The organism is Pseudomonas sp. MPR-R2A5 (genome assembly GCF_058793055.1).
In genome coordinates this window covers 117493-123809 of sequence record NZ_JBXAFK010000014.1, presented here as the reverse complement: position 1 = coordinate 123809, position 6317 = coordinate 117493, and the positions used below count along the sequence as shown (strand labels likewise).

The window sequence follows — 6317 nt, the reverse complement described above, 5'->3', positions numbered from 1 at the left end:
GTCGAATCTTGCGTAACTCTTTGTTTACCAAGGAGTTTTCCGTTTCGACTGCGCCGGAAGTGGGGCGAATTATAGACTTCCAGAATCTGCCGTCAAGCGTTAATTACGCTTTTGTCGCAGAAGGTGCTTTTTTCGCAATAAGGCGGGGAATTCGACGGGCTACTGGCGGTATCCGCAATACGAGAAGCAACGCGCCAATAGCCGCATAGATAGACCACTCTTTCAGATCGGCCCGTACAATCCACAGCATGTGCAGTAAGCCGAGCCCGAGAATCACGTACACAAGGCGATGCAGCTTCTTCCAACGACTACCTAGCCGGCGTTGACTATAGCGATTCGAAGTAACTGCCAGCATCAGCAGAGAGAGGAACCCCAACGCACCTACAATAATGTAAGGCCGCTTGCGCAACTCCACACCCAACTGCGACCAATCAAGGCCCAGGACAAATACGCAATACGCTGCCAGGTGCAGCACTACATAAGCAAAACACCACAACCCCAGCTGGCGGCGTACGACTATCCATCCCGCCCAACCGCTCAACTTCTGCAACGGCGTCATTGCGAGCGTGATCAGCAGCAGGATCAAGGTCCCTAACCCCAACCGATCAACCAGCACTTTCCCTGGATCCGGCCCCAGAGCAAAGCTCCATGCTTCATATAGCCAGAACAGGGGCCACACCATGATGGACAGGAATACGCCGATGCGCCAAATCGGATAACGCATCAGTAGTTCTTCCGTAAATCGAGGCCGGTATATAAAGAGGCGACCTCATCCGAGTAACCATTGAACATCTGCGTCTCGCGCACATTCGGACTGAACAAGCCACTCGGCAGACGACGCTCCCGCGCTTGCGTCCACCGAGGATGGTCGACTGTAGGGTTCACATTCGCATAGAACCCATATTCGTCTGACGCGATGCTCTGCCACGTGGTCTTGGGCTGCTCGCTCACCAGGCTGATTCGCACAATGGACTTCACGCTCTTGAAACCATATTTCCACGGCACCACCAGACGCAAGGGCGCGCCATTCTGATTGGGCAATTCTCGTCCATACATCCCCACCGCAAGGATCGCCAACGGATTCATTGCCTCATCCAGGCGTAGCCCTTCGACATAGGGCCAGTCGATCAAGGCGAAACTTGAACGCTGCCCCGGCATGCTCTTGGGGTCCTGGAGCGTTTCAAAGCGGATGTACTTGGCCCTGGAGGTTGGCTCAACCTGTTTGAGCAAAGCCGATATAGGAAAGCCAATCCATGGAATGACCATCGACCACGCCTCGACACAGCGCAGACGATAGATACGCTCTTCCAACAGGTAAGGCTTCATGAAGTCTTCCAGGGCATAACGCCCAGGCTTCGCGACCTCGCCATCAATCACAACACTCCAAGGCTCAGTCTTGAGTGACCCCGCATTGGATGCTGGATCCCCCTTATCCGTACCGAACTCATAGAAGTTGTTGTAGTGGGTCGCATCCTTGAACGGGGTGATAGCCTCGTCCTTTACCGTCACCGCCTGCCATTTCGTAGCAGTCAGTTTCTCGGCAAACCAACCTGGAGCCTTACCCGGCTCGACATCGGCATAACGCGTGGGTTCGCCAGCACTCGCCCAACGCGGCAGGCTACTGGCAGCAACACCCGCCAGCGCACCACCGAGCAAGCTGCGGCGGGATAGGTAGAAAGACTCAGGCGTGACATCCGATTCGTGGCAATCGGACGCTTTAGGCAATTTGATTAACATGGCAACTCCGCAGCATTGGAGAACTGATGCACCAATAGACTGCGGAGTATGGGGGAAATTACATTAAGGCAACGTTTTGTCCCGACGCAGATGCAGCAGATACTGAATCGGGCCGGAGGCCGCATAGACAAGGAACGCCAGCAGCAGGATACGCGGCGGATCACTGAAGACGACCGCAAACACCAGCACCACCACCAGAATCGCAACGAAAGGCACCCTCCCCTTCAGGTCGAACTCCTTGAAGCTGTTGTACTTGATGTTACTGACCATCAGCATGCCGGCCGCCGCAACCATCAAGGCCACCAGGAACGACATCTTCGACCCCTGGATACCGTAGTCACTGAACGCCCAGACGATACCCGCCACGACACCGGCAGCAGCAGGGCTGGCCAAGCCAATGAAGTAACGCTTGTCAGCCTTACCGACCTGGGTATTGAAACGCGCCAGACGCAACGCAGCCCCAGCAACATAGATGAAAGCAACCATCCAGCCGACCTTGCCCATATCGCCCAGCGCCCAAGCGAACGCCAGCAACGCCGGAGCGACGCCAAAGGCCACCATGTCCGACAGCGAGTCATACTCGGCACCGAAGGCACTTTGGGTATTGGTCATACGGGCCACGCGCCCATCCAGGCCGTCGAGCACCATGGCCACGAAGATTGCGATGGCGGCAAAACCGAAGTATTTGCTCGCACTTGCGGCATCACCAGCAGCCAGGGCGCTTTGGGCACTCATGGAGTTGATGATGGAATAGAAACCGGCAAACAGGTTCGCCGTGGTGAACAGATTGGGCAGAAGATAGATGCCACGATGCCGGACCTTGCGGCCTTCAGCGTCATGCCCTTCTTCGACATGCTCATCGATCGGTAGCAGGCTTTCGGCGTCAGAAGCCTGGCTTGGCTCTTCGGGACGTTCGCTCATGGACTTTACCTTGCAACGGTGTGAAAAAATTCGACAAATACTTGCGGCGAGTGTTCGCCCGCAAACGATGCAGCTTTATACCAGAACCAGGCTCCCAAACGAAAAAACGCGGCCTAAGCCGCGTTTTCCCTTGATGCGTACGACTTAGTTCTTGGCTTTGTCGACGATCTTGTTGGCACCGATCCACGGCATCATGGAGCGCAGTTGCTCGCCGATGACTTCAATACCGTGAGCGGCATTGTTACGACGCTTGGCGGTCATCGAAGGGTAGCCGGTGGCACCTTCGCTGATGAACATTTTGGCGTATTCGCCGTCCTGAATACGTTTCAGGGCGTTACGCATAGCCTGACGGGACTCGGCGTTAATCACTTCCGGGCCAGTCACGTATTCGCCGTACTCAGCGTTGTTGGAGATCGAGTAGTTCATGTTGGCGATACCGCCTTCGTACATGAGGTCAACGATCAGCTTCAGTTCGTGCAGGCATTCGAAGTAGGCCATTTCCGGCGCGTAGCCAGCTTCAACCAGCGTCTCGAAACCGGCCTTGACCAGCTCAACGGTACCGCCGCACAGAACGGCTTGTTCGCCGAACAGGTCGGTTTCAGTCTCGTCCTTGAAAGTGGTTTCGATGATGCCGGTACGACCGCCACCCACGCCAGCAGCGTAGGACAGCGCAACGTTTTTGGCGTTGCCCGAGGCGTCCTGGTAGATAGCGATCAGGTCAGGGATACCGCCACCTTTGACGAACTCGGAACGCACAGTGTGACCCGGTGCTTTCGGCGCGATCATGATCACGTCCAGGTCGGCGCGTGGCACGACTTGGTTGTAGTGAATCGCGAAGCCGTGGGAGAAGGCCAGGGTGGCGCCCTTCTTGATGTTCGGCTCGATTTCGTTCTTGTACAGCGCGGACTGGAACTCGTCCGGGGTCAGGATCATGACCAGGTCGGCAGCCGCAACAGCGGAAGCAACGTCGGTCACTTTCAGGCCGTGGGCTTCAGCCTTGGCAACAGTGGCCGAGCCTTTACGCAGGCCAACAGTCACGTCAACGCCGGAATCTTTCAGGTTGCACGCCTGGGCGTGACCTTGGGAACCGTAGCCAATGATGGCGACTTTCTTGCCCTGGATGATCGACAGGTCACAATCTTTATCGTAATAAACTTTCATGAGGTTCCTCTATATATCCAGGCCGTGAGGCCATTCACTAATTTGGGTTAGATGCTGAGTACTTTGTCGCCACGGGCAATCCCGGTGACACCACTGCGTACGGTTTCCAGAATCGAGGCCGTCCCGATCGACTGGATGAAGCTATCCAGTTTGTCGCTCGTACCGGTCAGTTGAACGGTATAAACGCTGGCGCTCACATCGACGATCTGCCCGCGATAAATATCGGTAGTCCGCTTGATCTCGGCACGTTGAGCACCCGTAGCCTTGACTTTAACCAGCATCAGCTCGCGCTCGATGTGGGCACTTTCCGACAGGTCGACCAGCTTGACCACTTCGATCAGCTTGTTGAGGTTCTTGGTGATCTGCTCGATCACCTCATCGTGGCCAACGGTGGTCAACGTCAGGCGCGACAGGGTCGGGTCCTCGGTCGGCGCCACGGTCAGGCTTTCGATGTTGTAGTTGCGTTGCGAAAACAGACCGACAACACGAGACAGAGCGCCGGGTTCGTTCTCCAGAAGCAGGGAGATAATATGCCGCATGATTAAGTACGCTCCGTCTTGTTCAGCCACATGTCGCGCATAGAGCCGTCTTTGATCTGCATCGGGTAGACGTGCTCACTGGTATCCACCTGAATATCGATGAACACCAGACGATCTTTCATGGCGAACGCCTCTTCCATTTTCGGCTTCAGATCTTTCAAGTCAGTGATGCGCATGCCGACGTGGCCATAGGCTTCAACCAATTTGACAAAATCCGGCAGCGATTCCATGTAGGAATGGGAGTGACGGCTGTTGTAACTCATGTCCTGCCACTGACGAACCATGCCCAGCACGCCGTTGTTCAGGCAGACAATCTTCACCGGAAGACCATACTGCAGGCACGTCGACAGTTCCTGAATGTTCATCTGGATACTGCCTTCACCGGTGACGCACGCGACGTCAGTCTCCGGGAAGCTCAATTTCACACCCATGGCCGCAGGAAAACCAAAGCCCATCGTGCCCAGGCCACCGGAGTTGATCCAACGATTGGGCTTGTCGAACTTGTAGTACTGCGCGGCGAACATCTGGTGCTGGCCCACATCGGAGGTCACAAAGGCGTCGCCCTTGGTCACTTCGCACAGGGTCTCGATCACGGTTTGTGGCTTGATGATGCTGCCGTCGCCCTTGTCGTAAGGGAACAAGCCGCGATCACCGCGCCATTCGTCGATCTGCTTCCACCAGCTGGCAACCGACTCTTTGTTTGGCGTTTCGCCGATGTCCTTGAGCGCGGCGACCATTTCGGTCAACACGCTCTCTACAGGTCCCACGATCGGCACGTCGGCCTTGATGGTCTTGGAGATGGACGCCGGATCGATGTCGATATGGATGATCTTGGCGTTCGGGCAAAATTTGCTCGCGCCATTGATCACACGGTCATCGAACCGCGCGCCCACGGCCAGGATCACGTCGGCGTGGTGCATGGCAAGGTTGGCGGTGTAGCTGCCGTGCATGCCGAGCATACCGACGAACTGACGGTCCGTTCCCGGGAATGCGCCGAGGCCCATCAGGGTGTTGGTGACCGGCAGGTTAAGCAGCTTGGCCAGTTCGGTCAGCGGTGCAGAACCGCCGCCCAGGATCACGCCACCGCCCGAGTAAAGCACAGGGCGCTTGGCCGCCAGGAGCATTTCTGCCGCCTTGCGAATTTGCCCCGAGTGCCCACGAACAGCCGGGCTGTAGGAGCGCAGCTTGGCTTTCTTGGGGAATACGTATTCGAATTTCTCAGCCGGGTTGGTCATGTCTTTCGGGATATCGACCACCACAGGACCCGGGCGACCGGACTGCGCGAGGTAGAAGGCCTTCTTCATGACTTCCGGGATTTCCGAGGCATGCTTGATCATGAAGCTGTGTTTCACGATCGGCCGGGAGATACCGATCATGTCGGTTTCCTGGAATGCATCGGTACCAACCATGGTGCTAGCGACCTGGCCGGAAATGATCACCATCGGGATGGAGTCCATATAAGCAGTCGCAATGCCGGTAATGGCATTGGTTGCGCCTGGGCCGGACGTGACCAGTACCACGCCGGCTTTACCGGTGGCACGGGCATAACCGTCAGCCATATGGGTCGCAGCCTGTTCGTGGCGGACCAGGATGTGGGTAACAGCCGGCTCCTTGAACAGTGCGTCGTAGACATGCAGCAGAGCACCACCTGGGTACCCGTAGATATAGTCGACGCCTTCGTCACGCAAAAAGCGGACGAGCATCTCACCGCCAGATAAAAGCTCCACGTTGTTCACCTCTAAAACGCCAGAATACCGTCCGTTGAAAACCGACGGGTCTTAATAGGTTTACTTCTCAACAGAGCATGAGCGACGGTGGTCGCCGACTACGTCAGCACTGACTGAGCAAGTATTGGGATCGTCCCAAGTGTTGCGGGCTTTTCCCACCCAGCGCGAGGTAACGCGTTGCGGGTGTAACAGGTCGGCGCGGATGTGCGCCTCATGATCTGCTGAGCGGGCC

At 56.5% G+C, this 6317-nt stretch carries 6 protein-coding genes; all 6 read right to left on the bottom strand.

The genetic code is table 11. The features are described 5' to 3' along the window. Positions 1–103: 103 nt before the first annotated feature. Positions 104–724 carry a protein-methionine-sulfoxide reductase heme-binding subunit MsrQ gene (msrQ, locus tag AC1Q6I_RS12920; protein WP_024077403.1) on the bottom strand — a complete coding sequence of 207 codons (621 nt, stop codon included), beginning with the start codon at positions 722–724 and terminating at the stop codon, positions 104–106. Next, positions 724–1737, bottom strand: coding sequence for a protein-methionine-sulfoxide reductase catalytic subunit MsrP (gene msrP, locus AC1Q6I_RS12915; RefSeq protein ID WP_102623715.1), 1014 nt, complete (start codon positions 1735–1737; stop codon positions 724–726). Before msrP ends, msrQ begins: the two co-directional genes overlap by 1 nt. 63 nt (positions 1738–1800) lie before the next feature. Further along, complete coding sequence (pssA, locus tag AC1Q6I_RS12910) at positions 1801–2658, bottom strand: CDP-diacylglycerol--serine O-phosphatidyltransferase (protein WP_024077405.1); 858 nt, start codon at positions 2656–2658, stop codon at positions 1801–1803. Between the two features lie 144 nt (positions 2659–2802). Beyond that, entirely contained in the window at positions 2803–3819 is a 1017-nt protein-coding gene (gene ilvC / locus AC1Q6I_RS12905) for a ketol-acid reductoisomerase (protein ID WP_003176099.1), read from the bottom strand. 47 nt (positions 3820–3866) lie between these two features. Next, a complete protein-coding gene (gene ilvN, locus AC1Q6I_RS12900; protein ID WP_003176102.1) occupies positions 3867–4358 on the bottom strand; it encodes an acetolactate synthase small subunit in 492 nt (163 codons plus the stop codon). A 2-nt stretch (positions 4359–4360) separates the two neighbouring features. Then, positions 4361–6085 carry an acetolactate synthase 3 large subunit gene (locus tag AC1Q6I_RS12895; RefSeq protein ID WP_041161297.1) on the bottom strand — a complete coding sequence of 575 codons (1725 nt, stop codon included), beginning with the start codon at positions 6083–6085 and terminating at the stop codon, positions 4361–4363. Positions 6086–6317: the final 232 nt, after the last annotated feature.